Source organism: Pseudomonas sp. PA27(2017), from assembly GCF_001945445.1.
In the GTDB taxonomy this organism is placed as follows: domain Bacteria; phylum Pseudomonadota; class Gammaproteobacteria; order Pseudomonadales; family Pseudomonadaceae; genus Aquipseudomonas.
The window spans coordinates 371,521-397,648 of sequence record NZ_MSXW01000061.1 but is presented as its reverse complement, the minus strand read 5'-3'; the positions used below and the strand labels follow the sequence as shown (position 1 = coordinate 397,648).

Annotated in this window: 23 protein-coding genes and 3 pseudogenes; 13 read left to right on the top strand and 13 right to left on the bottom strand. The window is 61.6% G+C overall.

What is annotated here, in order from left to right; all coding sequences use genetic code 11:
• Window positions 1-6: 6 nt before the first annotated feature.
• Together BVH06_RS23410 and BVH06_RS23405 are read left to right on the top strand one after the other, a co-directional pair.
• Window positions 7-2,796: a M16 family metallopeptidase gene (locus BVH06_RS23410; RefSeq protein ID WP_075935639.1), complete on the top strand. Its 2,790-nt coding sequence runs from the start codon at window positions 7-9 to the stop codon at window positions 2,794-2,796.
• On the top strand, window positions 2,793-4,484 hold the full coding sequence (locus BVH06_RS23405) for an ABC transporter ATP-binding protein/permease (protein WP_075935638.1): 1,692 nt from the start codon (window positions 2,793-2,795) through the stop codon (window positions 4,482-4,484). Before BVH06_RS23410 ends, BVH06_RS23405 begins: the two co-directional genes overlap by 4 nt.
• Before the next feature lie 81 nt (window positions 4,485-4,565).
• Here BVH06_RS23405 and rnk read toward each other — a convergent pair whose 3' ends face one another.
• From rnk to cyaY, 3 genes are all read right to left on the bottom strand, one after another.
• Entirely contained in the window at window positions 4,566-4,973 is a 408-nt protein-coding gene (rnk, locus tag BVH06_RS23400; RefSeq protein ID WP_075935637.1) for a nucleoside diphosphate kinase regulator, read from the bottom strand.
• A 130-nt stretch (window positions 4,974-5,103) separates the two neighbouring features.
• A complete protein-coding gene (locus BVH06_RS23395) occupies window positions 5,104-5,307 on the bottom strand; it encodes a DUF1289 domain-containing protein (protein WP_075935636.1) in 204 nt (67 codons plus the stop codon).
• A complete protein-coding gene (gene cyaY, locus BVH06_RS23390) occupies window positions 5,297-5,629 on the bottom strand; it encodes an iron donor protein CyaY (RefSeq protein ID WP_027903921.1) in 333 nt (110 codons plus the stop codon). Before cyaY ends, BVH06_RS23395 begins: the two co-directional genes overlap by 11 nt.
• Window positions 5,630-5,810: 181 nt before the next feature.
• Between cyaY and BVH06_RS23385 the strand changes: the two genes are divergently transcribed.
• Genes BVH06_RS23385 through BVH06_RS23360 form a run of 6 tightly spaced genes read left to right on the top strand, consistent with a single transcriptional unit; the run spans window position 5,811 to window position 10,381 of the window.
• Window positions 5,811-5,936 (top strand): lipoprotein, encoded by a 126-nt coding sequence (locus BVH06_RS23385; RefSeq protein ID WP_075928539.1) that lies wholly within the window; start codon window positions 5,811-5,813, stop codon window positions 5,934-5,936.
• Between the two features lie 9 nt (window positions 5,937-5,945).
• Entirely contained in the window at window positions 5,946-7,193 is a 1,248-nt protein-coding gene (lysA, locus tag BVH06_RS23380; protein ID WP_075935635.1) for a diaminopimelate decarboxylase, read from the top strand.
• A gap of 5 nt (window positions 7,194-7,198) precedes the next feature.
• Window positions 7,199-8,029 carry a diaminopimelate epimerase gene (gene dapF, locus BVH06_RS23375; protein WP_075935634.1) on the top strand — a complete coding sequence of 277 codons (831 nt, stop codon included), beginning with the start codon at window positions 7,199-7,201 and terminating at the stop codon, window positions 8,027-8,029.
• A complete protein-coding gene (locus tag BVH06_RS23370) occupies window positions 8,026-8,721 on the top strand; it encodes a DUF484 family protein (protein WP_075928536.1) in 696 nt (231 codons plus the stop codon). The genes dapF and BVH06_RS23370 overlap by 4 nt, the downstream gene beginning before the upstream one ends.
• A 56-nt stretch (window positions 8,722-8,777) precedes the next feature.
• Complete coding sequence (gene xerC, locus BVH06_RS23365; RefSeq protein WP_075928535.1) at window positions 8,778-9,680, top strand: tyrosine recombinase XerC; 903 nt, start codon at window positions 8,778-8,780, stop codon at window positions 9,678-9,680.
• The gene (locus tag BVH06_RS23360; protein ID WP_075935633.1) at window positions 9,677-10,381 is read left to right on the top strand and encodes an HAD family hydrolase; all 705 of its coding nucleotides are present in this window, start codon (window positions 9,677-9,679) and stop codon (window positions 10,379-10,381) included. Before xerC ends, BVH06_RS23360 begins: the two co-directional genes overlap by 4 nt.
• 256 nt (window positions 10,382-10,637) lie before the next feature.
• On the opposite strand, the gene sutA is transcribed toward BVH06_RS23360, so the two are convergent.
• The 5 genes from sutA to glnK all read right to left on the bottom strand — a co-directional run bounded on the left by sutA (window position 10,638) and on the right by glnK (window position 14,660).
• Window positions 10,638-10,958, bottom strand: coding sequence for a transcriptional regulator SutA (gene sutA / locus BVH06_RS23355; protein WP_070885922.1), 321 nt, complete (start codon window positions 10,956-10,958; stop codon window positions 10,638-10,640).
• A 76-nt stretch (window positions 10,959-11,034) separates the two neighbouring features.
• Window positions 11,035-11,460 carry a secondary thiamine-phosphate synthase enzyme YjbQ gene (locus tag BVH06_RS23350; RefSeq protein WP_075935632.1) on the bottom strand — a complete coding sequence of 142 codons (426 nt, stop codon included), beginning with the start codon at window positions 11,458-11,460 and terminating at the stop codon, window positions 11,035-11,037.
• 132 nt (window positions 11,461-11,592) lie between these two features.
• The gene (locus BVH06_RS23345) at window positions 11,593-12,846 is read right to left on the bottom strand and encodes an ammonium transporter (protein WP_075928532.1); all 1,254 of its coding nucleotides are present in this window, start codon (window positions 12,844-12,846) and stop codon (window positions 11,593-11,595) included.
• A 117-nt stretch (window positions 12,847-12,963) separates the two neighbouring features.
• A complete protein-coding gene (locus BVH06_RS23340; RefSeq protein ID WP_075928531.1) occupies window positions 12,964-14,280 on the bottom strand; it encodes an ammonium transporter in 1,317 nt (438 codons plus the stop codon).
• A gap of 41 nt (window positions 14,281-14,321) precedes the next feature.
• A complete protein-coding gene (gene glnK / locus BVH06_RS23335; protein WP_003096476.1) occupies window positions 14,322-14,660 on the bottom strand; it encodes a P-II family nitrogen regulator in 339 nt (112 codons plus the stop codon).
• 390 nt (window positions 14,661-15,050) lie between these two features.
• On the opposite strand from glnK, the gene BVH06_RS23330 reads away from it, so the two are divergent.
• Together BVH06_RS23330 and BVH06_RS23325 are read left to right on the top strand one after the other, a co-directional pair.
• Window positions 15,051-15,323, top strand: coding sequence for an accessory factor UbiK family protein (locus tag BVH06_RS23330; RefSeq protein ID WP_075928530.1), 273 nt, complete (start codon window positions 15,051-15,053; stop codon window positions 15,321-15,323).
• Between the two features lie 34 nt (window positions 15,324-15,357).
• On the top strand, window positions 15,358-16,848 hold the full coding sequence (locus BVH06_RS23325) for a YifB family Mg chelatase-like AAA ATPase (protein ID WP_075935631.1): 1,491 nt from the start codon (window positions 15,358-15,360) through the stop codon (window positions 16,846-16,848).
• Between the two features lie 429 nt (window positions 16,849-17,277).
• Here the strand turns inward: BVH06_RS23325 and BVH06_RS23320 are convergent.
• The 3 genes and pseudogenes from BVH06_RS23320 to BVH06_RS25595 all read right to left on the bottom strand — a co-directional run bounded on the left by BVH06_RS23320 (window position 17,278) and on the right by BVH06_RS25595 (window position 20,753).
• Window positions 17,278-18,304: pseudogene (locus tag BVH06_RS23320) on the bottom strand (IS30 family transposase).
• A gap of 70 nt (window positions 18,305-18,374) precedes the next feature.
• The gene (locus BVH06_RS25600) at window positions 18,375-18,899 is read right to left on the bottom strand and encodes a hypothetical protein (protein ID WP_139315716.1); all 525 of its coding nucleotides are present in this window, start codon (window positions 18,897-18,899) and stop codon (window positions 18,375-18,377) included.
• A gap of 72 nt (window positions 18,900-18,971) precedes the next feature.
• Window positions 18,972-20,753, bottom strand: a complete 1,782-nt coding sequence (locus BVH06_RS25595) for a hypothetical protein (protein WP_139315715.1) — start codon at window positions 20,751-20,753, stop codon at window positions 18,972-18,974.
• Window positions 20,754-20,945: 192 nt separating this feature from the next.
• Here BVH06_RS25595 and BVH06_RS23315 point away from each other — a divergent pair.
• From BVH06_RS23315 to BVH06_RS23305, 3 genes and pseudogenes are all read left to right on the top strand, one after another.
• A pseudogene (locus BVH06_RS23315) lies at window positions 20,946-21,232 on the top strand (transposase); the annotation flags it as partial.
• Between the two features lie 71 nt (window positions 21,233-21,303).
• Window positions 21,304-21,606: pseudogene (locus tag BVH06_RS23310) on the top strand (magnesium chelatase); the annotation flags it as partial.
• Window positions 21,607-21,826: 220 nt separating this feature from the next.
• The gene (locus tag BVH06_RS23305; RefSeq protein ID WP_075928528.1) at window positions 21,827-23,800 is read left to right on the top strand and encodes a choline BCCT transporter BetT; all 1,974 of its coding nucleotides are present in this window, start codon (window positions 21,827-21,829) and stop codon (window positions 23,798-23,800) included.
• Between the two features lie 475 nt (window positions 23,801-24,275).
• Here the strand turns inward: BVH06_RS23305 and BVH06_RS23300 are convergent, their stop codons facing one another.
• Together BVH06_RS23300 and BVH06_RS23295 are read right to left on the bottom strand one after the other, a co-directional pair.
• Window positions 24,276-25,151 (bottom strand): ABC transporter permease subunit, encoded by an 876-nt coding sequence (locus BVH06_RS23300; RefSeq protein WP_075928527.1) that lies wholly within the window; start codon window positions 25,149-25,151, stop codon window positions 24,276-24,278.
• Window positions 25,152-25,233: 82 nt separating this feature from the next.
• Window positions 25,234-26,115 (bottom strand): ABC transporter permease subunit, encoded by an 882-nt coding sequence (locus tag BVH06_RS23295; protein ID WP_168172944.1) that lies wholly within the window; start codon window positions 26,113-26,115, stop codon window positions 25,234-25,236.
• Window positions 26,116-26,128 lie beyond the last annotated feature (13 nt).

The window sequence follows — 26,128 nt, the reverse complement described above, 5'->3', positions numbered from 1 at the left end:
GCGCCCATGCATCCCGTGAAATCGCTCTTCACGGCACTGGCAGCGCTGCTGCTCGGTGCCTGTGCGTCCCTGCCCGACGGCGATACGCCGCTGCAGTGGCACCCAATGGTCATTCGTGGCGAGCTGCCCAATGGCCTGCGCTACAACCTGATCCCCGTCGATGAGCAAAAAGGCCGGCTGGATATGCGCCTGACGGTGCACGCCGGCTCGGTGGACGAGGCCGACGATCAGGTTGGCGTCGCCCATCTGCTCGAGCACCTGGCCTTCTACAGCCACGGCGTTGAACCGCTCGATGTGCGCCAGCGCCTGCAAAAATCCGGCTGGCAGCAGGGCCGGCATTTCAATGCAGTGACCAGCTACGACCGCACCCAATACCTGCTCAGCCCGCCCAATGGAGTCGAGAGCAGCGAGCTGGCGCTACAGACCCTGGCCAACATGGCCTTCGCCGCCGACTTCACCGCGGAGGACCTGCAACGCGAGCGTCCCATCGTCATCGAGGAATGGCGCGGCGGCCTGGGTGTGGCCCAGCGCATGAACGCCAAGCGCACCGCCGCCCAGCGCACCGGCTCGCGTTACCCCGCGCACCGCACCATCGGCAACCGCAAGGCCATCGAGCAGGCGCAGCTGGAGGCGCTGCAGGCCTTTCAGCAGCGGTGGTACCTGCCTAACAACATGGTGCTGAACATCGTTGGCGACTTCGAGCCGCAGCAGCTGATCGCGCAGATCGAGCAGGCGTTCGCCAAGCCCCGACGCGGCGACGTGCCGAGTCGCGAGCACCTGGAGCTGCCACTGGACGACAGGCTGAAGGTGTTTCGCGTACAGGACAGCCAGAGCGGCAGCAACCAGGTTGCCCTGCTGTTTCGCTTCAGCCAGCTCGACAGCCGCGAACAGACCCGCGCCGCCAGCCGAGACCGGCTGATCGACCGCTTGGCCCTCAGCATGCTGTCGCGTCAGTTGCGCCGCCAGCCATTGGATGAAACCCAGACTGGCAGCCTTACCGCCGTGAAGACCCAGATCGGCCGGCGCAGCGGCGTGCTGGCCGTGGCCGCCGCGGTCAAGGGGCAGCACCACGAGCAGTCGCTGCAGACGTTGCTGCGCGAGCTGCAGCGGATCGACCGCCATCCGCTGCACGAGGACGACGTGCAGGCCGTGAAGGATGATATCCGGCGCATCGCCGAACGCATGCTGAGCGATCCGGCACCACGTGACTTCGATGGCTGGGTGCGCCAGCTCAATGACGCGACCCTTGCCGAGCGGGTGCTGCAGGAACCCGCAGCCATCGCCCGCATCACGCTAAGCAACCTGGACACCATCGACGCAGACGACCTGCAGCAGCGCATCCGCAGCTGGCTGGCCAGCCCGGATCGGGTGCTGCAGCTCAGCGCGCCGGGTGGCATGGAACTGGAGCTGCCCACGGCCGCCAGCGTGCTGCAGCAATGGCAGATCCTGGCCGAGACCGGGCTGGCCGCACCGCTGCCACCCGCTGCCCAGGCGGAGGTCGTGGCCCCCACACTGAGCAGCGCCTTGCCCGCGGGCCGCATTGTCGAGCGGCGCAGCTTCACTGCAGAAAAGGTCGAGCACTGGCAACTGAGCAACGGTGACCGCCTGGTATGGCTGCGCCGCCCCGGCGCCGACGGCAAGGTACAGTTGCGTGTCGATTCCAGTGCCGGCTTTGGTTACCGGGGCGGGTTGCCCTGGCGCGCCCAGATCGCCAGCCAGTTGGCCCTGCAGACCGCACCGAGCGGCTGGAGCGATGAACAGCTGAGCGCCTGGACGAAACGCGAAGGCGTGCAACTGTCCTTCGACCAGCAGGCCAGCCGCCTGCAAGCCCACGGCAGCGCTGCACCACCGAAACTGGCAAGCCTGCTGGCCCTCTACCAGACGCGGCAGATGCGCACCACCCTGGACGAGCAGGCCTATCGCGACAGCGTCGAGCAATTGCACGATCAGTTGCAGCGCCAGCGCGACAATGTGCGCAGCGAGCAGGACGCTACCTGGCGACGCTTGAAGCAGGGCCAGGACGACTGGCAGGCACCCACTGCCGAGGCGCTGAGCGCGTTGCGCCGCAGCCAGCTGGAGGCCGACTGGCAGCGCCAGGCCGCCGCCCCGGTGACCTATTACCTGATGGCCGACCTGCCCGAGGCCGAACTACAGGCACTGGTCAGCCGCTACCTGGCCGCCATCCCGCGGGGCGAACCCTTGAACGCCACGCCACTGGCGCGCCTGCCCGGTCGGCGCCAGACCTCGCTGGCCATCGCCCTGGAGCCACGCGCCGGCCTGTATGCCAGCAGCTACAAGCCCCACACCTGGAACCCGGCCGATGCCGCGCGCATTGCCGCCCTGCGTGAAATTGCCAACGCCGAACTCAAGCAACGCTTGCGTGGCGATGCCACCGGCATCTACCGCCTGCGTTTCGACAGCGAACTGAGCCCGGAGCATCAGCGCATCGACAGTGAGCTGCATTTCAGCAGTGCCCCGCAACGGGCCGAGGAGCTCTGGCAGTTGGCTCGGGAAACCCTGGCCGCGCTGCCGGAGGCGGTCACCGAACAGCGCGTGATGGCCCTGCGCCAGGAGCTGGCCCGCAAGGAAAACCAGCGTCGGGAAGACCCGGCCACCCAACTGCATCGGCTGATGCTCAGTGAGCGAGCCTGGGGCGACCCGCGTTACCTCAGCGAACAGGAGCAGTTATCCGCAGCGCTGGAAACAGCGGCGATGAAGCGCCTGGCCCGGCAGATCTTCCCGCCGGACAACGAAGTACGCATGCAGGTACTGCCCGCCGAGGGCGCCGGCTCGTGAACACCTTGCGACTGTTCTTCAAGCTGGCCAGGCCGTTCTGGTGCAGCCGCGCCGGCTGGTCGGGCTGGGCGCTACTGGCGCTGGCATTGGCTATGGGCGCCGGCCTGGTGCAGGTCAACGTGTACATCAACGAATGGAGCAAAGTCTTTTACGACACCCTGGCAACCTTCGACGGTAGCGCCCTGCTTGGCCTCATGGGCCAGTATGCAGTTGCCATCGGCATGCTGATCGGCGCCATCGTCGCCAAGGACTGGTTCAACAAGGCGTTGGTGCTGCGCTGGCGCCAGCACCTCAACGACTATCTACTGGAACGCTGGCTGGGCGAGCGCCGCTACTATCGCCTGGGCCTTGGCGGCGAGCCTGACCACCCGGATCAACGAATCGCCGAGGACGCCTACCTGTTGACCGAGAAGACCGTGGGCATCGTCGTCTCGCTGTTTATCAACAGCCTGCAGATCGGTGCCTTCGTCAGCATTCTCTGGCAATTGTCCGGTACCCAGACCTTCACCATCGCCGGTCATGCGCTGACCATCGACGGTTATCTGGTTTGGGCCGCGCTGCTCTACACCGCCGTCGGCACCCTGCTCACCCACTGGCTGGGACATCCGCTGCACGGCCTGAACTACGAACGCCAGCGCAGCGAGGCGGCCTTTCGTACCGACCTGATGCGCAAGCGCGAACATGCCGAGCAAATTGCTTTGTATGCCGGCGAAGGCGCCGAGCGGAAAAGTCTGGGGCTGCGCTTTGCGGCCATCGCCGACAATTGGCGCGGGCTGATGCGCCGGGAACTGAAGCTGGGGATCTTCACCGCGGGTTACAGCCGTATCAGCAATATCGTGCCGGTGTTTATCGCCCTGCCGCTGTTTCTCGCCAAAACCATCACCCTCGGCGGGCTGATGCAGATTCGCAGTGCTTTCACCGCCGTCCAGGGCTCGCTGAGCTGGTTCATCTTCTCCTACCGCGACCTGGCTGAATGGAGTGCCACGGTGCAGCGCCTCGGCCAGTTCCAGCAGGCCATGGAGCGCCTGCAGCCGATCGACCTTCACCACGGTGAAACCCTCAGCACCTGCGGGCTGGACGTGCTGAGGCCCAACGGCGAGCCGCTGCTGTGCGGCCTGGCACTGCAGGCGCGCCCCGGCGAATGGCTGCGCCTGGCCGGCGCCAGCGGCCTGGGCAAGACCACCCTGCTGCGTACCCTGATGGGCCTCTGGCCGCACCACCGTGGCAGTTGGCAACTGCCCGGCGGGCGCAGCCTGCTGCTGCCGCAAAAGCCCTACCTGGCCAGCGGCCGGCTGGATGAAGCACTGGCCTACCCCGCGGCGCAGGTGCCGAACACCCTGGAATTGATTGGCGCCCTGCAGGATGTCGGCCTCGGCCATCTGGCCAGCGAACTGGAACGGGACGCCGAGTGGGGGCGTGAGCTTTCCGGCGGCGAACAGCAGCGCCTGGCCGTGGCCCGCGCGCTGCTCTACCGGCCCGATACCCTGTACCTCGACGAGGCCACCAACCAGCTCGACGAGCAGGCCGCCTGCGGGCTCCTCATGCGACTACGCGAGCGCCTGCCAGGCTGCACGCTGATCGGCGTCAGCCATCAACCGGCGGTGCAACGCCTGTTCGAGCGCAGTATCGATTTGCAGGAGTGTGGGGCCGCATGCAAGCCATTGGTGCGGGACGCGACCACGGCCTAAGCGGATTGCCGGCCTCGCCGTGCGAGACCCGGTCAACGCAGAAGCGACTCGGCAGCGGGATCGGCGCCGAGTCGCGCAGCTTCAGCGAGCGTACTCGCCAGCGGCTTCGGGCTGGTATTCGACTGCCAGCAGGGTCAGCTTGAGTTCCTTGCCGCCTGGAGCCGGCCAGTCGATGTACTGGCCGACGCTCAGGCCCAACAGGGCTGCGCCCACCGGGGCGAGGATCGATACCTTGCCCTCGCCGCCAGCGTCTTGGGGATAGACCAGGGTCAGGTGGTAGTCCTTGCCACTTCCTTCCTCGCGGCAATGCACGCGCGAATTCATGGTCACCACGCCGGCCGGAATCTGGTCGTGACCGACCACTTCGGCGCGATCCAGCTCGGCCTGCAGGGCCTCGGCGGTAGGGCCGAAATCATCGAGGTCATCGAGCAGTTGCTCGAGGCGCTGCAGATCGAGACGGGTAATGGTGATGGACGGTGTGCTGGCCATGGTGCGGGCATATCTCCTTTGCTGGACGCCAAAAAAGCAAAACCCCATCGAGAGGACGGGGTTTTGCAGAAACTGTTTTGCAGAAGCCAGGCCGACCGTAACACAGCCACCCAAATAAACAAGAGCCGGGTCAGTCGAGGTTCAGACGCTGCTCGGCGAGGGTGCGGATGGCACGGCGGCGCTCGTCGCTGGCGTTGCCCCATTCGAGGATTTCCGCCAGCAGCCGCCCGCAGCCCAGGCAGCGCTCGGCCTCGTTCAGACAACAGCGCCGGCGGCAGGGCGAGGCCACCGCAACGGCGCCCGACGCCGGCTCATCGCTGTCTTCAGATTTCATCGAACTCGAGTTCGGCGCCGGCCTGTTCGGCGACGATGCGCTCGAGCATTTCGCTCAGCAACTCGTCGCTGCTGTCGCAGATCCAGCGCTGGTTGTCCTCGTCGTAATCGAAGTGGAAACCACCGGAGCGGGCCGCCAGCCACAGCTGACGCAGCGCCGGCTGGCGGCTGAAGATCAGTTGCGAGCCATTGTCGAAACGCACCGTCAGCACGCCCGCGGAGTTCTCCAGATCGATGTCCAGGTCGCTGTCGTCGAAGATGTCTTCCAGCGCCTGCTGCACCGCATCGACCAGGTCGTGGAAACGGGCTTCGCTCAAACTCATTGCACTTACCTCATGAAAAATTCTGCTGCATCGGACCGACGCAAAGCATGGGCGCGTCGTTGCCCGCACATGCCGGCAGGCCAGGGCAAAGGCCCGCCGGACGGGAACCCCGGCGCATAGGCAACATGCCGGGGGGTCGGTATACTCGGGGGCAATTATGCTTTATTACAAGGATTTGACCATGAAGCGGCTGCTCACTGCCCTCATCGCGCTCGTCGCCGTTACCACCCTGCTCGGCGGCTGCGGCCAGAAAGGCCCGCTGTACCTGCCGGATGATAACCAGTCCTCCGCCTCGCAAGACAGATAAGGGCCGCCCATGAACACCTTCGAATACCGCGACGGTTCGCTGTTCGCGGAAGGTGTGGCGTTGTCCGCCATTGCCCAGCGCTTCGGCACGCCCACCTACGTCTACTCGCGCGCTCATATCGAGGCACAGTACCGCGCCTACGCCGATGCGCTGGCCGGCATGCCGAATCTGGTGTGCTTCGCGGTCAAGGCCAACTCCAACATCGGCGTGCTGAACGTGCTGGCGCGCCTCGGCGCCGGCTTCGACATCGTTTCCAGCGGTGAGCTGGAGCGCGTGCTGGCGGCCGGTGGCGAGCCGAGCCGCATCGTCTTCTCCGGTGTCGGCAAGAGCCGCGACGACATGCGCCGCGCCCTGGAAGTCGGCGTGCACTGCTTCAACGTCGAGTCCAGCGTCGAGCTGGAGCGTCTGCAGAAGGTCGCCGCCGAGATGGACGTCAAGGCGCCCGTCTCGCTGCGCGTCAATCCGGACGTGGACGCCGGCACCCACCCGTACATCTCCACCGGTCTCAAGGAAAACAAGTTCGGTATCGACATCGAGCAGGCCGAGGCGGTCTACGCCCGCGCCGCCGAGCTGCCGAACATCGAAGTGATCGGCGTCGACTGCCACATCGGCTCGCAGCTGACCACCCTCGAACCCTTCCTCGATGCTCTGGATCGCCTGCTGCTGCTGGTCGACAAACTGGCCGCGCGCGGCATCGTCATCAAGCACCTGGACCTGGGCGGCGGCCTGGGTGTGCAATACCGCGACGAGCAACCGCCGCAGGTCGGCGACTACATCGCTGCCGTACGCCAGCGCCTGGCAGGCCGTGACCTGGCCCTGGTGTTCGAGCCGGGCCGTTTCATCGTCGCCAATGGCGGCGTGCTGCTGACCCAGGTGGAATACCTCAAGCACACCGAACACAAGGACTTCGCCATCGTCGATGCGGCGATGAACGACCTGATCCGCCCGGCCCTCTACCAGGCCTGGATGGAAGTCTCGGCGGTGCAGCCCCGTGATGGCGAAGCGCGCCATTACGACCTGGTCGGGCCGATCTGCGAGACCGGCGACTTCCTGGCCAAGGATCGTCAGCTGGTGCTCGAAGAAGGCGACCTGCTGGCCGTGCGTTCGGCCGGTGCCTACGGCTTCGTGATGAGCTCCAACTACAACACCCGCGGCCGTGCCGCCGAGGTGATGGTGGACGGCGAGCAGGCTTACGAAGTGCGTCGCCGCGAAACCCTGGACGAGCTCTTCGCGGGCGAAAGCCGCCTGCCGGAGTGATGCCCATGTTACTGCGCTTTACCAAGATGCATGGCCTGGGCAACGACTTCATGGTCCTCGACCTGGTCAGCCAGCATGCCCACATCCAGCCCAAGCACGCCAAGCAGTGGGGCGACCGGCACACCGGCATCGGCTTCGATCAGCTGTTGCTGGTCGAGCCGCCGCAGCACCCGGACGTGGATTTCCGCTACCGCATCTTCAACGCCGACGGCAGCGAAGTGGAACAGTGCGGCAATGGCGCGCGCTGCTTCGCCCGCTTCGTGCTGGACAAGCGCCTGACGGTGAAGAAGAACATCCGCGTGGAAACCAAGGGCGGCATCATCGAGCTCAACGTGCGTGCCGATGGCTTGATCACCGTGGACATGGGCGCACCACGCCTGGCACCCGAGCAGATCCCCTTCCAGGCCGATGCCGAAGCGCTTAGCTATGCCGTCGAGGTGGATGGCAGGAGCCATGAGCTGGCCGCGGTATCCATGGGCAACCCCCATGCGGTGCTGCGTGTCGATGATGTCGACGGCGCGCCGGTGCACGAACTGGGCGCGAAGCTGGAACACCATCCGCGCTTTGCGCAGCGGGTCAACGTCGGCTTCCTGCAGGTGATCGACCGTCAGCGTGGCCGCCTGCGCGTCTGGGAACGCGGCGCTGGGGAAACCCAGGCCTGCGGCACCGGCGCCTGCGCCGCTGCCGTCGCGGCGATCCGCCAGGGCTGGATGGACTCGCCCGTACAGCTGGAGCTGCCTGGCGGCAAGCTGCACATCGAGTGGGCAGGCCCCGGCCAGCCCGTTATGATGACCGGCCCCGCCGTGCGCGTGTACGAAGGACAGGTTCGCCTATGACTGACCAGCAGGATTCGCCCAAGCCCCTGGACTCGGAAACGGTCGCCGCCTACCTGCGCCTGCACCCCGAGTTCTTCATCGACCACGACGAGCTGATTCCCGAGCTGCGCATTCCGCACCAGCGTGGCGATACCGTGTCGCTGGTCGAGCGTCAGGTCAAACTGCTGCGCGAGCGCAACATCGAGATGCGCCAGCGCCTGTCGCACCTGATGGACGTGGCCCGCGACAATGACCGGCTGTTCGACAAGACCCGCCGCCTGGTGCTAGACCTGATGGACGCCAGCAGCCTCGAGGAAGTGGTCAGCTGCGTGGAAGACAGCCTGCGCCGTGAATTCCAGGTGCCGTTCGTGGGCCTGATCCTGTTCAGCGATACGCCGCTGCCGGTCGGCCGTAGCGTCAGCAGCGCCGAGGCGCACCAGGCCATCGGCGGTCTGCTGGCCGGCGGCAAGACAATCTGCGGCGTGCTGCGCGAGCACGAGCTGAATTTCCTGTTCGGCGAAGCCGGTGCCGACGTTGGCTCCGCAGCGGTGGTGGGCCTGTCCCATCAAGGGCTGCACGGCGTGCTGGCGATCGGCAGTGCCGATGCGCAGCACTACAAGAGCTCGCTGGGCACGCTGTTCCTCGGTTACATCGCCGAAGTGCTGTCGCGCGTGCTGCCACGTTTCTCCGCGCCGCTGCGCTCGGTCAGGTAACGCGCCGTCCACAAGGGCGCAGGCATTGCGCCCTCTCGTCACGGAGCCGCCCATTGATGCTTGCCGCCCACCTGGATGCCTACCTCGAACACCTGCGCAGCGAACGGCAGGTGTCGGCCCATACCCTGGATGGCTATCGCCGCGACCTCACCAAGCTGCTCACCTATTGCGAGCGCGAAGGCCTGGCCGACTGGGCGGCGCTCGACATTGCCCGTCTGCGCCGCCAGGTCGCGCGCCTGCACAAAGACGGCCAGTCAGCGCGCAGCCTGGCGCGCCTGCTCTCGGCGACCCGCGGCCTGTACCGCTATCTGATTCGCGAAGGCCATTGCCGCCACGACCCGGCAACCGGCCTGACCCCGCCCAAGGGCGAACGCAAGCTGCCCCGGGTGCTGGACGTGGACCGCGCCACCCAGTTGCTCGACGGCGCCCAGGAAGACGACTTCATCGCCCGCCGCGATCACGCCATGCTCGAGCTGTTCTATTCGTCTGGTTTGCGCCTGTCGGAGCTGGTGGCGCTGAACCTCGACTGGCTCGATCTACCCGCCGGTCTGGTGCGCGTCACCGGCAAGGGCAGCAAGGTGCGCGAGCTGCCAGTGGGCAGTAAGGCCCGTGAAGCCCTGCAGCAATGGCTGCCGCTGCGGGCACTGGCCAACCCGGCCGATGGCGCGGTATTCATCAGCCGCCAGGGCCGGCGCATCGGCGCCCGCGCCGTGCAGTTGCGGGTGCGCCAGGCGGGCGTCAGCGAACTCGGCCAGCACATTCATCCGCACATGCTGCGCCACTCGTTCGCCAGCCATATGCTCGAATCGTCCCAGGATCTGCGCGCGGTGCAGGAGCTGCTTGGCCACGCCGATATCGCCACCACGCAGGTCTATACCCATCTGGACTTCCAGCACCTGAGCAAGGTCTACGACAGTGCTCACCCACGGGCCAAGCGCCGCAAGGAACAGGATTCATGAGCATTCGCCTGATCACCTTCGACCTCGACGATACGCTGTGGGACAACCGCCCGGTGATTCTCGGTGCCGAAGCCGCCATGCGTGACTGGATCAGCGTCCATGCACCGCGTCTGGCGAGCCAGCCGGTGGATCACCTGGGCCAGGTTCGCGGTCGTCTGCTGGAGGTCGAACCCAACCTGAAATACCGCCTCAGCGAGCTGCGCCGACGCACCCTGCGTCATGCGCTGGAGGGCGTCGGCCATGCCCCCGAGGAAGCCGCGCAGTTGGCCGAGGCCGCCTTCCAGACGATGCTCGAAGCACGCCACGCCATCACCTTCTTCAGCGACACCGTCACCACCCTGGAGCTGCTGGCCAATCAATACAGCCTGGGCGTGATCACCAACGGCAACGCCGACGTGCGTCGCCTGGGTTTGGCGGACTACTTCAGTTTCATCCTCTGCGCCGAAGAACTGGGCGTCGGTAAACCCGATCGCAGGCCATTCGAGGAGGCCCTTGCCCGCTCCGGCATGCAGGCCGAGCAGGCGGTGCATATCGGCGACCACCCCGGCGACGATATCGCCGGGGCGCAGGCGGCTGGGTGGCGTGCGGTTTGGTTCAACCTCGAGGGCAAGGCCTGGGCCGGTGAGAAAGAAGCCGACGCGCAGATCCGTAGCCTGGGTGAGCTGCCGGCGCTGCTGCAGCGCTGGGCCTCGATGACTTGAGAAGAGTTGGACAAAGCACAATCGACTGATTTCGGCACTGATGTGCACCGGGTCGTAGAGCCTGCGTAATGGTGCTGTGACGGGAGACAAATTCGTGAGAGCGGCTTCTGTTGAAGAGACCGAAAGCCTCGCGACTGAAGCCGCTCCCACATCGTCTGCTCGATCAGCTCGTGTTTTCGCTAAATATGACAGCCGCCACAAACGCAAAAGCCCGCCTGATAGAGGCGGGCTTTTGCATTCAAATCCAGCGTTCGCGTCAGATGGGGCGACTGCCGTACTTGCTGTCAGGCTTCTTGGGCGGGTCGGAAACGACGTTGGGCTCCACTTCCTGAACCTTGCCACCACGGGACAAGAACTCTTCCATGGCGCGCGCCAGCGCATCGCGTTCCTTCTGCTTGGCTTCTACGCTCGGCAGCTCCTCGACTTCAACGGCCTTCTTGGCTTTGCCCTTGGCGGGCGCTGCACTATCGGACTCGCTGTCGTCATCGGCGACATCCCCATCAGCAGCCGCCAGCTCCTCGCCGTCGTCCTCGTCTGCGCCTTCCAGTTCGTCTTGTTCCAGTTCTTCGTCGCTCATGTTCAGCCTCATGACTTGCGAAAAGCAGGTTAGTTATAGCCCAGTCGTACGACGTTGCCGAACGCCTGGAAAAAATTCAATTTGCCGTACCTTGCAAGGTTGCCAGCACACGGCGGGCGCCACCGTGTTCGCGGTGTTCGCCCAGGTAAATCCCTTGCCAGGTGCCCAGCGCCAAGCGTCCGTTACTCACTGGCAGCTGCAACTGAACGCCGAGCAGGCTCGACTTGAAATGCGCCGGCAGATCGTCCGGGCCTTCGTCACAGTGCTCGTAACCTGTCGCATCCTGGGGCACGAGGCGGCCAAAGAAACGATCGAAGTCACGACGCACTGCTGGGTCGGCATTCTCGTTGACGGTTAACGACGCCGACGTGTGTTGCAGCCACAGGTGTAACAGACCCACCCTGTAGCTCGCCAGTTCCGGTAATGCATCCAGCAGTTCATCGGTCACCAGGTGGAAGCCTCGTGCCCTTGGCCGCAGGGTGATCAGCCGTTGCTGCCACATGCTCGTCGCCCTCGTTTTTCAACGCGCGCATTCTAGCGTGCCGGAAAAAAAAGCAAAGGGCGCCTGAGCGCCCTTTTGCCGGTATTGACCATCATTTTTACTGATGATGGTCGGCGCCCTGCGCCTCCCCCATCATTTCTTGCCGGTGAACTCGGGATAGGCTTCCATCCCGCACTCGACCAGGTCGACGCCGTCGTACTCTTCTTCCTCGGAAACCCGCAGGCCGACGACTGCCTTGATGATGCTCCAGACGATCAGGCTGGCGATGAACACCCAGGCGAAGATGCAGGCGATACCCAGCAGCTGAGCGCCCAGGCTGGATTCGGGGTTGGTCAGGCAGACCGCCAGGGTGCCCCAGATACCCGCCGCACCATGCACGGAGATGGCACCGACCGGGTCATCGATCTTGATCTTGTCGAAACCGAGGATGGCGAACACCACCAGCACGCCACCCACGCCGCCGATCAGGGTGGCCTGCAGCGCGGTCGGGGTCAGCGGCTCGGCGGTGATCGACACCAGGCCGGCGAGCGCACCGTTGATGGCCATGGTCAGGTCCGCCTTGCCGAACAGGATGCGTGCAACGATCAGCGCGGCGATCAGGCCACCGGCCGCGGCCATGTTGGTATTGACGAACACCTGGGCCACGGCGTTGGCGTCTTCGATGGTGCTCATCTTCAGCTGCGAGCCACCGTTGAAGCCGAACCAGCCCATCCACAAGATGAACATGCCCAGGGTCGCCAGCGGCAGATTGGCACCCGGAATGGCGTTTACCTGGCCATTGGCGCCGTACTTGCCCTTGCGCGCACCGAGCAGGATCACCCCGGCCAGAGCAGCCGCGGCGCCAGCCATGTGCACCACGCTGGAGCCGGCGAAATCGAGGAAACCGGCGGCGTCGAGGAAGCCACCGCCCCATTTCCAGAAGCCCTGGATCGGGTAGATGACCGCGGTCATCACCACCGCGAAGGCGATGAACGACCAGAGCTTCATGCGCTCGGCCACCGCGCCGGAGACGATCGACATGCAGGTGGCGGCGAACACGATCTGGAAGAAGAAGTCCGAGCGGGCTGCGTAGTACGGGGCATCTTCGCCACCAGCCAGTACCGACTCGACGGTGTTTTCGTCACCGATCAGAAAACCGAAGCTCGGCACAATGCCGCCCTCTGGGCTGGAATACATGATGTAGTAGCCGATCAGCAAATACATGATGCAGGCGATGGCGAACAGCGCCACGTTCTTGGCGAGAATCTCGGTGGTGTTCTTGGCTCGTACCAGGCCTGCTTCGAGCATGGCGAAGCCGGCGGCCATCCACATGACGAGAGCGCCACAGATCAGGAAGTAGAAGGTATCGAAACCGTACTGCAGAGCAGTCAGTGCTGTGTTGTCCATTTTTATTCACCTCTGGCCGTTGCGCACGGGCGTGCGCTGTGCGGTCGAGGCGCCCGGGTTGGCTCCGGGCGCACTCCGTGTGCTGTCGGCCCGCCACAGAAAGCGGGCCGCTGGTACTTACAGGATGTAACCGCGCTCGTTGTGCTGAGCCAGGTCGAGGCCGACCGACTCTTCTTCTTCGGTGACACGCAGGCCCATCACGGCATCGATGACCTTGAGGATCACGAAGGTGACGATGGCGGTGTAAATCACAGTGACGGCTACGCCCTTGAACTGGATCCACAGTTGCAGGCCGATGTTCTCGACCTCACCGAAGCCACCCAGGGCTGGTGCTGCGAACACACCGGTCAGCAGCGCGCCGACGATGCCACCCACGCCGTGCACGCCGAACACGTCCAGCGAGTCGTCGTAGCCCAGCTTACGCTTGAGGCTGGTGGCGCAGAAGAAGCAGATCACGCCGGAAGCCAGGCCGATGATCATCGCGCCCATCGGGCCGACGGTGCCGGCAGCCGGGGTGATGGCGACCAGGCCGGCGACCACACCCGAGGCAATGCCCAGTGCACTGGGTTTGCCGTGAGCGACCCACTCGGCGAACATCCAGGCCAGCGCCGCGGCGGCAGTGGCGATCTGGGTGACCAGCATGGCCATGCCAGCGGTCTGGTCAGCGGCGGCAGCGGAGCCGGCGTTGAAGCCGAACCAGCCGACCCACAGCATCGCTGCACCGATCAGGGTGTAACCCAGGTTGTGCGGCGCCATGGCCACGCTCGGGAAGCCCTTGCGCTTGCCGAGCACGATGCACGCTACCAGGCCGGCGATACCGGCGTTGATGTGCACCACGGTGCCGCCAGCGAAGTCGAGCACGCCCCAGTCCCACATCAGCGCACCGTCGCCGCCCCAGACCATGTGCGCGATCGGCGCGTAGACCAGGGTGAACCAAACGGTCATGAACACCAGCATCGCGGAGAACTTCATGCGCTCGGCGAAGGCACCGACGATCAGCGCCGGGGTGATGATGGCGAAGGTCATCTGGAAGGTGATGAATACGCTTTCCGGGAATGCCGAGGTCAGCGATTCCTTGGTCAGGTTGCCGAGGAACATGTTGCCCAGGCCGCCGACGAAGGAGCTGAAGTTGGTGACACCGGCTTCCATCCCGGTGGTGTCGAACGCCAGGCTGTAGCCGTAGGCGAACCACAGCAGGCTCATCAGCGCGGTGATGGCGAAGCACTGCATCATGACCGACAGCACGTTCTTGGAACGCACCATGCCGGCGTAGAACAGCGCCAGGCCCGGAATGGTCATGAACAGCACCAGGGCGGTGGCGGTCAGCATCCAGGCCGTGTCACCGGAATTAAGCGTTTTCTCCTGAGCCATGACCAGGCCTGGGAAAAACAGGGACGAAAGGGCTCCAAGCCCTGCGATTTTTCGCAGAGTCATGATTTAACTCCTGGGACGATTTGGGGGGTGGGGGCGGAGCTTTAGATCGCGTCGGTATCGGTTTCGCCGGTACGGATGCGGATCGCCTGTTCCAGGTTTACGACGAAAATCTTGCCGTCACCGATCTTGCCGGTGTTGGCGGCCTTGGTGATGGCCTCGATGACGCGGTCCAGCTGATCGTCGGCAATGGCGACGTCGATCTTCACCTTGGGCAGGAAATCGACGACATATTCAGCGCCGCGGTACAGCTCGGTGTGGCCCTTCTGGCGGCCGAAGCCTTTCACTTCGGTGACGGTGATGCCTTGCACACCGATTTCCGACAGCGATTCGCGGACGTCGTCCAGCTTGAACGGCTTGATGATGGCAGTGACTAGTTTCATGAAACTCTCTCCCGTGTAAGGTGGACTTGCCCCAGGAATTGTTACCCCAGCTCAAGTCTAAGCTCAGTGTCTGGCTTTTGTATGCATCGGTTGCCAAGACGGGCTGACCAACTGCTCGCGGCGAACCCTTCCCGCCCGTTCGTGACAACCGAACCGCATCGGTGCATGGGTCATGAGCGTCTAAGCAGAAATCTTGCCAATACCGGCAAAACGCCGCTTTTCAGGAACTTACGGGCCTGTGAACGAGAGTGATGTGCGTCACACCAAGGCGGTCGCACCAGAAGAGCGCCAAACCGCACCGCGCCATGCACACAATTAGTGCGCAAACAGCTTGCCGGCTGCGAAAAATCACCGTGCTACACTGCCGCCAGTTCATTCTGGAAGGTTCCCATGCTGCCACCCAAAGCGTTGCTCGATGCCCTCAGCAGCCAGGCCAGTCGCCTGCTCAGCGGCGACAACCCGCTGCCCCGCAGTGAAATCGAAAGCCAGCTCAAGGCACTATTGCAGAGCAGCTTCAGCAAGCTGGATCTGGTCAGCCGCGAGGAATTCGACAGCCAGATGGTCGTACTGGCCCGCACCCGCGCGCGACTCGAAGCCCTGGAAGCCAAAGTCGCCGAACTCGAAACGCGCACCGCAACGACGCAACAGGCGCCGGTCGAGTAGCCTGACCGGCCGGGCGTGATCAGGGAGTGAATCGATGTCGCTGGCCATAGTCCATAGTCGCGCTCAGGTCGGCGTCGATGCTCCCAGTGTCACCGTCGAAGCCCACCTGGCCAACGGCCTGCCTTCTCTGGCCCTGGTCGGGCTGCCGGAAACCGCGGTCAAGGAATCCAAGGATCGCGTACGCAGTGCCATCCTCAACTGCGCGCTGGATTTCCCACCCCGCCGTATCACCTTGAATCTCGCGCCAGCGGACCTGCCCAAGGATGGTGGCCGCTTCGATCTGGCCATTGCCCTGGGCATTCTTGCCGCCAGCGGCCAACTGCCCGCAGAGTCCCTTACCAGCCTCGAATGCCTTGGCGAACTTGCCTTGTCCGGCGCAATCCGCCCGGTACAGGGCGTGCTGCCCGCAGCACTGGCGGCCCGGCACGCCGGGCGCACCCTGGTGGTGCCAAAGGAAAACGCCGAAGAAGCCAGCCTGGCTACCGGCCTCACCGTGCTGGCGGTCGATCATCTGCTGGAGCTGGTGGCGCACCTGAACGGCCAGACGCCGCTGGCGCCCTACCAGGCCCAAGGCCTGTTGCGTCACATCCAGCCCTATCCGGACCTCGCCGAAGTGCAGGGGCAGATCGCCGCCAAGCGTGCCCTGCTGGTTGCTGCCGCAGGCGGCCACAACCTGTTGTTGAGCGGGCCGCCCGGTACTGGCAAGACCCTGCTGGCGAGCCGCCTGCCCGGCCTGCTGCCGCCGCTGACCGAGGAAGAAGCCCTGCAGGTCGCCGCGATTCGCTCGGTGGCGAGCCACACGCCGTTACATAACTGGCCACAACGGCCATTCCGGCATCCCCACCACAGCGCATCCGGCCCGGCGCTGGTAGGGGGCGGAAGTCGCCCGCAGCCAGGAGAAATCACTCTGGCCCATCATGGCGTCCTGTTTCTGGACGAGTTGCCCGAGTTCGACCGCCGCGTGCTGGAAGTGCTTCGCGAGCCCCTGGAAAGCGGCCATATCGTGATTGCCCGCGCCCGCGACAAGGTCAGCTTCCCTGCCCGCTTCCAACTGGTAGCGGCCATGAACCCCTGCCCCTGCGGTTTTCTCGGCGATCCCAGCGGGCGCTGTCGCTGCAGCCCGGAGCAGATCCAGCGTTACCGCGGCAAGCTCTCCGGGCCCTTGCTCGACCGCATCGACCTGCACATTACCGTGGCCCGCGAGAGCACCCAGCTCGATGCCCCGGCGGATAACGGCGAAACCAGCGAGGCGGCTGCCGGCCGCGTTGCGGCAGCGCGGGATATCCAACTGCAGCGACAGGGCACCGCCAACGCCTTTCTCGACCTGCCAGGGCTGCGCACTCATTGCCATCTGGCTGATGAAGACCGCCAGTGGCTGGAGCACGCCTGCGAGCGCCTTACGCTGTCGCTGCGCTCTGCCCATCGCGTGCTGAAAGTGGCGAGAACCCTGGCCGACCTGCAGGCCGAGGAGCACATCAGTCGCCAGCATCTGGCCGAGGCGCTGCAGTACCGCACCAGCCTGTGAGCCTGCGCAAATAAGCTGAACGAAACGGCTAGTGGCTTATCGATAGCAGGCGTGGCCACTAATCCGATTACCGGTGATGCTATAGGCGTGACCTGTACGGCTCGCCCACGATGGCAAGCCTAAAAAATGCGTCCTCGCAAGATGCTACACATTCAGGACGATCCCAACCTAAGACAAGATTGCATGATGACTTTCATGTTCGCCGGTGAGGCTAAGGCCCCCTGCGATTTCGTGAGGTTGCTCGCAATATTTTTTCAATGACTAGCTTGAGCTGTTGATTTTCTGCTGACCCAGCGGCGCGGACTACGCTGGCGTTTATTTTCTAACGGCAATGTGCAGAACTTACACATAGGAGCATTCCGTGATAGTAGTTCACCGTGTCGAGGCAGGTTTGAAAGGGGGCCGCTGCAGGAGCTGAGTGCAACACGGTTATTGGATTGAAGCTGGCGCATCATGTCGCACAGCCATGGCTTCCTGCATCACTTCGCTCATGGCTTCGATCGGACATTTGAAATCGAAGCGTTTACGGGGGCGCATATTCAGTTGCAAGGCGATGGCATTCAGCTCCTGCTGGCTATGTATCGATAAGTCTGTGCCCTTCGGCAAGTACTGACGGATCAACCCATTGATGTTTTCGTTGCTACCGCGTTGCCAGGGGCTGTGCGGGTCGCAGAAGTAGATCGCCACTCCGGTCTGCTGGGTAATTTTGGCATGCTGCGCCATCTCCCGCCCCCGGTCGTAGGTCATGCTCTTGCGCATCGCCAGCGGCACGCCATTGAGCGCTGCACCGAAGCCTTCTATCGCCGAGGTCGCCGTCGCGTCATTCATCTTTACCAGCATCAGGTAGCCACTGCTGCGCTCGACCAGGGTGCCACCGCTGAGGCGTTGGCCTTGCCCTTGATCGGGTCACCCTCCCAATGGCCCGGCATCAGCCGGTCTTCGATCTCTGGCGGGCGCACATGGATGCTGACCATATCGGGGATCTGGCCACGTCGATCCACACCGCCGGAACGCGGCCGGCGAGTCGTTTTTCCCTGGCGCAGGCAAACGATCAACCCCTTGTGTAACTCGCCCACTGGCATTGCATAGATGCGTTATAAATCGTCTCGCGGCAGACGTAGGCATCTCTAAGGCTGGGAATGCTCATGCGGCGTAGCTTGCCGGCGATTTGCTCGGGAGACAAACGCTCGCGCAGCATATGAGCCACCAGCTCGAAACGTTCACTGCCTGGCAAGAGTTTGCGTTGGGGGCGACAGGCCTGACGACGGGCACGCATCTGCTGCTGAGCGGTACAGACCAAGTAGCTGGCGCCAGAGCATCTATTGCGACGCAGCTCGCGGCTGAGGGTCGAGGGTGATCGTTTGATCAGAGCGGTAATCCGGCACAAACTGAAGCCCTGGGCCTGACCGAGTTGAATGATGATGCGTTCTTCGATACTAAGTTCGTGATAAGGCATAGGGGCAGCACCTTACCGAAAGGGTCAGGTGTTGCACTCAGTTTTTGCCACCGCCTACAATTAAAAATACCTACTTGCAAGTCAGCCCTGACTTTCTATCAAGCAAAGCAAACTTATATAAGTTACTACCACCATAGTCATGCGACCTACTATAACCAGCTGAACCGTATGGGCAAACAATGTAGCCCCCCGAGCTGATTACAAAGTATGAAAGTTGCTTAGCCCACAGCCCAATTATTAAGAACATGATTGAGGATGCGATAGCTGAAATTATAATTATGGCGGAAGCTTTCCAGTTGTAATTGATTGTATTGAAGTATACAAGAATATGCATTACTGCTGAGCCAATTATCACCACTAAAGCCCCTGCCAGTCCTGGGTTAATAAAAAAAATCATTTCGTCACGCTGAACTAGTAAGACATCATTGGTCATATCGTATAAATAAAATAGTTCCGATATGTATCTGCCGAGCATTAAGCGTGAGACCACCCATGCCAAGGACAGCAAAAAAAATATTTTTAGTGGGGCAAGTCGATTGCTTGCGCTGGGGATATCAATAAGTAAACTCAATGATTTCTTAATAAGTTCTTTCATTCTGCGGTGACCTTGAAGTCATAGGTTAGTTCAGACAGTGATGAGCGTTTGCTGCTCTTCAATGACTGCATGCTATAAGATAAGATCCTCTACTGTAATGAATGGACTCCATGCGGCATTAACGAACGGGTTTGTATAGTAGATTTCATAGGAAACTTCGAGGTCAGCGGTGGCATTTCCTGTTCTATCACCCTGGAGTGTAAATGTAGGTTTTTCAGCGACTGCTACGTCGAGACGAAGCTCGCCAGCTGCACCTGAAAATTCATTCTCACCAATGAAGGTAAATGACTGAGTACCTTCCTTGCTAAGGTCTGCATCAATTCCGCTAAAATCTAGCTTATCACTGTCTATTCTGAAATATCTATCATGGGTGGGATTGTAATTCGGCCCATTAAAATAAAGAGCTTCCTTGCCCAAGGTTAGGCCATGTACGGTTTTTCTAACTATTACCTCACCGGGATTAGAGAAGTCCGTATCATAAAATCTAATCGTATTACTCCCGCCATGGATTACAAATATATCGTCACCATAACCTCCTGTTAATGTATTTCCACCTATCCAATCACCTACTATGATATCGTTGTAAGGAGAGCCTATAACCAAATTAATGTTTCTGTACTCACCCGAGTTGATATTCCAGAAGTCTGTATTGAGCCACTGATCTGCCCCGCCTCTCATAGCCCTCGACATCTGCTCATCTAGGAAGCTACGAACAGATGAGTTAAATTTTTCGTCCATGTCATTTATACGTTGATTGATATAATCATTACCGCCTAGCAAAACATGGACGCCATCCGGAGCATTAGAGAAGTCTAAAACATTGTACCCCGCACCACCTGTAACGATGTTCCGTGGCGTAAGAAAGTCCCAGCCCTCAAGGCCCCAGCTTTCTGCGATTAGAAACCAGTTAAGCCCATCGCCACCGATCATTTTGTTGTACTCTTCTGAGCCTTTGAATAGATACCCCCCGTTCCCTTCGGCTGAGTAGGTTCTATATCCATCGCCGTCATGATTTATGTCAGACATTAAAATTGTCTTTGGTGGCTCTTTATTTAGTAGCTCGCTATTGTTTTGACTTATTATTACAAAAGCATCGTGATTCAGCAGCATTGCGCCGGCTTCGGCAACAAACTCATCGAGCATATCTCCCGCATCCGGATATGCGTCCGGATTTTGCAGGATTTGCATGAGGGCTTGATAAACTTGATATCCCGTTAGACCATCTGTTTCGCCACCTTCATTGGCAGTGCTTGTAGGCAATCCGAGAATAGATGATAAGTAGTTGTTTATTTGACCCTGGACATTAAATTTTTCAAGACCGATAGATAGTACCAAACCTATACCTAACGAGAGTGGAATACCAAGTCCGGCAGTAGCAATAGCGAGTCCAGCCCCAAATCCAATAATTGTAGCTTGTGTGCCAATTGCTACGTAGGGAGAAATTCCGGAGTTGACGTCCTCGCTAATCGCGCTGCCTGCTAGGGCAACCTGCGCCACAACATTATTTTTCAAAGCGAACGTTTTTATTGCTTTGTATTCTGCACTGCTCATTGTTTCTTTAGTGATGTCGGCAATTAGACTCGGCAACCTAGCCATTTCCGGAATAAGAAAACTGATCATTGCATTTGAAAGATAATTATCGCTATCTGGCGCCGTATAGTGCGCGCTAACTTCGCTCTTGTTATTTTGATAGTGCTTCTCATTTTGTCCCATCGTGAATTTTATCGCTCCATATGGGACTGATCCTCCAGGCCTACTAAAGTTACCTCCGATGAATCCAGTGCCAGTTTCATTCGTCGATGTGTAATCATCTGGTGTTATAAGAAGTCCTACATCCCACTCCCAGGCCATCATTTCACCTCGCCAGCCAAGCCTTTAGGCTCTCCTTTTACAAGACGTCTATCAGAAGAAATCTCAGTAATTTTCAAAAAATGATGAGATTGTTAGCGATTCCAACGCCTATCTAGTCCTTGCAAGGGCGGTACTAAGTTCTGTACGAAAAGTCAATACGGATAGATTTAGTGCCATGATTGGCTGGAGGCCTGCATGACAAAACGCTACGAACTCCCCGATGCAGCATGGGAGTTGATCAAAGATCTAGTTTCCCCGGAACAGAAGATGGGCCGGCCGCGCAGTGATAATCGGCTGTTGATCAACGGCATCTTCTGGATCCTCTGCTCCGTGGCCACCTGGCACGACCTGCCAGAGCGTTTCGGCCCGTGGTCAACGGTGTATCAACGGTTCCGTGATTGGCGAGACAATGGCACGTTTGACCGAGTACTTGAGCGGTTGCACGTCCGGTTGAATTAGAGGGCCTGATCAATCTGGACACCTGAATGATCGACTCCACTGCCTTACGTGCAACCCGAGCCTCTTCAGGCGCCGGAAAAAAGGAGGATGCCCCCCGGCAGATAACGGCGAAACCAGCGAGGCGGCTGCCGCCCGCGTTGCGGCAGCACGGGATATCCAACTGCAGCGCCAGGGCACCGCCAACGCCTTTCTCGACCTGCCTGGGCTGCGCACTCATTGCCATCTGGCTGATGGCGACCGCCAGTGGCTGGAGCACGCCTGCGAGCGCCTCACGCTGTCGCTGCGCTCTGCCCATCGCGTGCTGAAAGTGGCGAGAACCCTGGCCGACCTGCAGGCCGAGGAGCGCATCAGTCGCCAGCATCTGGCCGAGGCGCTGCAGTACCGCACCAGCCTGTGAGCCTGCGCAAATAAGCTGAACGAAACGGCTAGTGGCTTATCGATAGCAGGCGTGGCCACTAATCCGATTACCGGTGATGCTACAATCGCGGGCCTTCCGCTTTTGGCGGCCATCCGAAAAACCGAGTCGCATTTCCATCCTGCCATCTTCCCGATACGGCCTACGCTGCTCCGGGAATATGCACGTAGTGGACTGACTCTGACCAAGGAGAGCTAGCTCAATGGGGGCAAACTTGTCTTCCCGCTCCACCCTCAACCCGCCGGTGTTCTTCGGCTCGACCTTTCTGATCGCCTGCCTGGTGATCTACAGCACGGCCTTCAAGGACAACGCCCAGAGCGTGTTCGGCGCCACCCAGGCCTGGATCATCGAGAATGCCAGTTGGGTCTATATCCTTTCCGTCGCGCTAATCTTGCTGTTCGTGGTGTTCCTGGCCATGAGCCGTTTCGGCGACATCAAGCTCGGCCCCGACCACAGCGAGCCCGAATACAACAACACCACTTGGTTCTCCATGCTGTTCTGCGCCGGCATGGGCATCGGCCTGATGTTCTTTGGCGTGGCCGAGCCGGTGATGCACTTCATCGACCCGCCAGTGGGCGACCCGCAGACGGTCACCGCGGCGAAGGAAGCGATGAAGCTGACTTTCTTCCACTGGGGCCTGCACGCCTGGGCGATCTACGCCATCGTCGCGCTGATCCTGGCCTACTTCGCCTTCCGGCATAACCTGCCGCTGACCCTGCGCTCGGCGCTGTATCCCTTGATCGGCGACCGCATTTACGGCCCCATCGGCCATGCGGTGGATATCTTCGCGGTCATCGGTACCGTGCTCGGCGTGGCCACTTCGCTGGGCTACGGCGTGCTGCAGATCAATACCGGGCTCAATCATCTCTACGGCCTGCCGACCACCACCACGGTGCAGATCGGCCTGTTGATCTTCACCATGCTGCTGGCGACCATTTCCGTGGTCAGCGGCCTGGACAAGGGCATCCGCCGCCTGTCCGAGCTCAACATGCTGCTGGCCGTAGGGCTGCTGCTGATCGTGCTGGTACTCGGCCCCACCGTGTTCATCATGCAGACCTTCGTGCAGAACACCGGCGGCTACCTGTCGGAGATCGTCAGCAAGACTTTCAACCTCTACGCCTACGAGCCGACCGACTGGATCGGCGGTTGGACCCTGTTCTACTGGGGCTGGTGGCTGTCCTGGTCGCCCTTCGTCGGCCTGTTCATCGCACGCATCTCCCGCGGCCGCACCATCCGCCAGTTCATCAGCGGTGTGCTGGTGGTACCGGCCGGCTTCACGCTGCTGTGGATGACCGTGTTCGGCGATACCGCGATTCACATGATCCTGGTCGACGGGATTACCGACCTCGCTGAAGCCGTCAATCAGGACAGCTCCCTGGCCCTGTTCGCCTTTCTCGAGCATTTCCCGCTGTCGATGATCCTGTCGCAGATTGCGGTGCTGATGATCGTGGTGTTCTTCGTCACCTCGGCGGACTCCGGCGCCATGGTGGTGGACATGCTCGCCTCCGGCGGCCAGGACCAGACACCGGTGTGGCAGCGCATCTTCTGGGCCGCGTTGATGGCGGTGGTGGCGGCTTCGCTGCTGCTCGCCGATGGCCTCAAGGCGCTGCAGACGGCGACCATCGCCAGCGCCCTGCCCTTCGTGATCGCCCTGATGGCCTCGATGTGGGGCCTGCTGCGTGCCCTGCAGATCGATGCAGCCAAACGTAACCTGCGCGACCAGGTCGCTTTAAGCCCCCGCGGTGCATCGACCCCTGGCGGCTGGCAACGTCGCCTGCGCAGCATGGTGATGCTGCCGCGCCGCTCTCACGTGAATCGCTTCATCGCCGAGACGGTGCTGCCCGCCTGCCAGCAGGTGGCCGAGGAAATGCGCAAGCAGGGGCGTGAAGCACAAGTCGAAAGCGGCGAAGATGGCCGTGTCACCCTGTCGGTCAGCCATGGTGCCGAAGCGGACTTCCAGTATCAGGTACGCCCCCGCGCCCTGATCCAGCCGAGTTTCGCCTTGCGTGACACCCGCGACGACTCCAGCGAGGAGCGCAAGTACTTCCGCGCCGAGGTTCACCTCAACGAGGGCGGCCAGGATTACGACGTGATGGGCTGGAACCGTGAAGAAGTGATCGGCGACATCCTCGACCAGTACGAGCGCCACATGCACTTCCTGCATCTGACGCGTTAAACTTCCGCAGCAACGAAAACGCCCGGGCCGTGATAGCCCGGGCGTTTTTATATCTGCCTTCCTTGCCTCTGCTGGGCAACCAGCGCTGACGGGTGGCCGGGCGCAGCATGATGAATGCGTGGCGAGCGCTGACCGCCCCGGGTGCGAAGTCGCCAGCCTCTCCAAGAGCCTGTCTACGACCTTTCGGCTCGACTTTCAGCGCTTTGCCTGCAAAAGGCAGCAGCCGTTCGCTGATCCACTGTGGGAGCGCGCCATGCGCGCGAAAAATCGCGGGCATGGACTGTGCGTCCCCGCCCGCTCCCACAGGTACTGCATCAATGTCCGCTTCTGCCTTGCAGCAGTCTCTCTAATGTCGCCCAAAACGCTCGTGAATAGACTCTGACGGATGATGCAGGCATCGGCATGCCATTGCCGGAAATGAAAATGCCCGCCCTGCTTGCGCAGCGGGCGGGCATCGTCTTCCAGCTCACATGCCTTAGTGAGCCGGCTTGGCCTCAGGACGAGCGCCAATAGCGTTCTGGCTTTCTTCCATGACCTGCTGGATCGCCTTGCGACGGCGCTCCTCGGCGCGGTGGGTGAAGAACCACACCAGGAACGTAGCCAGCGACACGGCCAGCAGGATCAGGCTGGCAATGGCGTTGATGGCCGGCGTCACGCCCAGGCGTACCTTGGAGAACACTTCCATCGGCAGCGTGGTGGCGCCAGGGCCGGACACGAAGCTGGCCAGTACCAGGTCATCGAGCGACAAGGCGAAGGACATCATGCCGCCAGCCATCAGCGAGGGCGCGATCATCGGGATTGTGATCAGAAAGAACACTTTCCACGGCCGCGCACCAAGATCCATGGCCGCTTCCTCGATGGACAGGTCCAGCTCGCGCAGGCGGGCCGATACCACCACCGCCACATAGGCCGAGCAGAACGTGGTGTGGGCAATCCAGATGGTCATCATGCCACGCTCTGCCGGCCAGCCGATCAGTTGCGCCATGGCCACGAACAGCAGCAGCAGCGACAGACCGGTGATCACTTCCGGCATCACCAGCGGCGCAGTGACCAGGCCGCCGAATAGGGTGCGGCCCTTGAAGCGGCTGATGCGGGTCAGCACGAAGGCTGCCAGCGTACCCAGCGCCACCGCGGCAACCGCCGTATAGAGGGCAATCTCCAGAGAGCGCCATACGGCGCCCATCAACTGGCGGTCGTCGAGCAGGCTCCAGTACCACTTGGTCGACCAGCCGCCCCACACCGTTACCAGGCGCGACTCGTTGAACGAGTAGATCACCAGGATGACCATCGGCAGGTAGATGAACAACAGGCCGACCCACAGCATCAGCGAGGAGAAACGGAAGTTCTTCATACCCGTCCCTCCAATTCCTTAGCCCGGATTGTGGGTGAAGAGCCGGTTGAACAGAATGATCGTTGCTGTGCGCTGTATCGCGTCATACACGACCCTCCAATTCCTTAGCCTGGTTGCGATTGAACAGAATGATCGGGATCAGCAGGATCGCCAGCATCACCACCGCCAACGCCGAGGCCACCGGCCAGTCGCGGTTGTTGAAGAATTCCTGCCACAGCACCTTGCCGATCATCAGGGTTTCCGGCCCGCCGAGCAGTTCGGGGATCACGAATTCGCCAACCACCGGGATGAACACTAGCATGCAGCCGGCGATGATGCCGTTCTTGGACAGCGGTACGGTGATCTTCCAGAAGCTGTTGAAGTTGCTCGAACCAAGGTCCGAGGCCGCTTCGAGCAGGCTCTGGTCATGCTTCACCAGGTTGGCGAACAGCGGCAGGATCATGAACGGCAGGTACGAGTAGACGATGCCGATGTACACCGCGGTATTGGTGTTGAGGATCTGCAGCGGTGCGTCGATCAGGCCGATGGTCTGCAGAAAGCCGTTGAGCAGGCCGTTGTTGCTGAGGATGCCCATCCACGCGTAGACGCGGATCAGGATCGCAGTCCAGGTCGGCATCATCACCAGCAGCAGCAGAACGGTCTGGGTTTCCTTCTTGGCCCGGGCAATGGCATAGGCCATCGGATAGCCGATGACCAGGCAGGCCAGGGTGCTGATGAAGGCGATCTTCAGCGAGCCCAGGTAGGCGGCCAGGTACAGCTCATCCTCGGTGAGGAAGATGTAGTTGCCCAGGTTCAGCACCACCTGCAGGGTGTTGTCGACCCAGGTGTAGATTTCCGTGTAGGGAGGGATCGCCACATCGGCTTCGGCGAAGCTGATCTTCAGCACGATGATGAACGGCAGCAGGAAGAACAGGAACAGCCAGATGAACGGAATGCCGATCACCAGGTGTCGGCCGTTAGGCATACGCTTGGTCAGG